The 1,428-nt window shown below is 54.2% G+C and carries 3 protein-coding genes; 2 read left to right on the top strand and 1 reads right to left on the bottom strand.

The window, feature by feature from the left end; genetic code table 11:
* The coding region (locus ACP5KC_RS10670; protein WP_428287587.1) for a hypothetical protein at positions 1-252 on the bottom strand (252 nt) is incomplete at its 3' end.
* Between the two features lie 397 nt (positions 253-649).
* Here ACP5KC_RS10670 and ACP5KC_RS10665 point away from each other — a divergent pair.
* Both ACP5KC_RS10665 and ACP5KC_RS10660 read left to right on the top strand, forming a co-directional pair.
* A complete protein-coding gene (locus ACP5KC_RS10665; protein ID WP_428287586.1) occupies positions 650-1,090 on the top strand; it encodes a hypothetical protein in 441 nt (146 codons plus the stop codon).
* A gap of 4 nt (positions 1,091-1,094) precedes the next feature.
* On the top strand, positions 1,095-1,428 hold a 334-nt coding region (locus ACP5KC_RS10660; protein WP_428287585.1), incomplete at its 3' end, for a hypothetical protein.

The raw sequence follows: 1,428 nt of genomic DNA, 5'->3' as shown, positions 1-1,428 counted from the left end.
ATAGTTGAAGTTGCGCTCGGAGGGGTTCTCCTTAAATGCCCCCGCGCTCATTACTACCTTCGTAATGTACCAGCTGACTTTGTCAGCCAGTGGAAGGGCCTCTTTGACAGCTGGAAGATGTTGCTGCTGGTCTAAGAACGTGACAGCGTGTGCTATCGCGGTACTTATCGGTATACCGCGCGTCTTAGAGTAGCTCTTAATCAAGTTGTAGATGTCCTCGCGGACTTTTATCGACCTGTACCTGACCGGCATGCTTCCACCCATGGTAGAAAGAGGTGGAAACAGGTTTATAAAGCTTTCGGCTACTTTTCCACCTAAACGCTTATTAGCCAGCACACCTAGGGTTTGACTCGGGTGTGAGGCTGTGGAAATGTGTGGAAAGAGCGTGAAGTTACCCGGGATGTTCTCATACACGCTGAGGACCGCGCGCGACTACTACAAGTGCTTCTATTGTAGAGAGCCCATAAGCCCCGGAACCTTGTATGTCGAGGAGCGGTTCCCCGGCGTTGTGCGCAGATACCACGTCACATGCATCAGTAAGTCGGTCCCCCGGGTCTACTATAAACCGAGCCCATCGGGCGGCGTCCTGTGCACTCAGTAGACCACGTTTTTATCTCCGTTCACGGTGAATTGGGGAGGGGGGTGCGGGTTGGCGCGCGGTAGGTGGGTCACGATATCGGTTAGAACTGAGACGAAGAAGGTGTTGGACAGGGTCTGCGGGAGCAGAACTCTCGACGACTGCATCGCGTGGCTTACCTCTATTCACGCCTCTATTCACGGTGAATTGAAGGGAAACATGGAAGCGTCGTTCACGGTGAATGGAGGTCCCCTGTGCGACACGCTTGTTGAGCATGCTGCCGCGTTTCTGAGGGCCCACGGGTACGGATTGCATGCCAAGTTACTAGAAGAGATGTACTCTAAGAGAATAGTGAGGCTTGACCTGGCCGACGCATTAAAGGATCACAAGGAAATAGTTCCAGCACACTTCGTCGGCTTCCCGCCTATAGCTGTGTTCTTCGACAGCCTCGAAAACGACGGCAAGCTCTACATTGAGATAAAAGGCTGGTTGAAGCCCTGCTTCACAGGGTGATAGTGTGAGTCAGACGCTTTGCTACGCCAAGCTCTACAACGCGACAGTCGCGCTTCTGACGGCCGCTAGGCTCTGGTTGAAGACGAACGGGGGCGCAGTCGGTGATAAGTGGAGTAAGAAGCTCGACAGAGAGCTGAAAAAGGTTGAGAGTAGCCTACAGAACGGTCGGACCAGCGACCCTGCCGGGGCCATGGCCACGGCGCTCTGGCTATTCAACGTTGTATCAACGATGGGAGTATGGGCCCACATAGGTCCACAGGGGCTGCGAGTCGTCAAGGTGCCGGAGCACCTGGACAGGGCGACAACGCTACTGCTGTTTGTCGCAATTTACGACGTGT

Source organism: Infirmifilum sp. (assembly GCF_049970975.1).
Lineage (GTDB): Archaea > Thermoproteota > Thermoprotei > Thermofilales > Thermofilaceae > Thermofilum > Thermofilum uzonense.
Note: the sequence above shows the minus strand (reverse complement) of the source record. Positions and strands in the feature narration are given on the sequence as shown.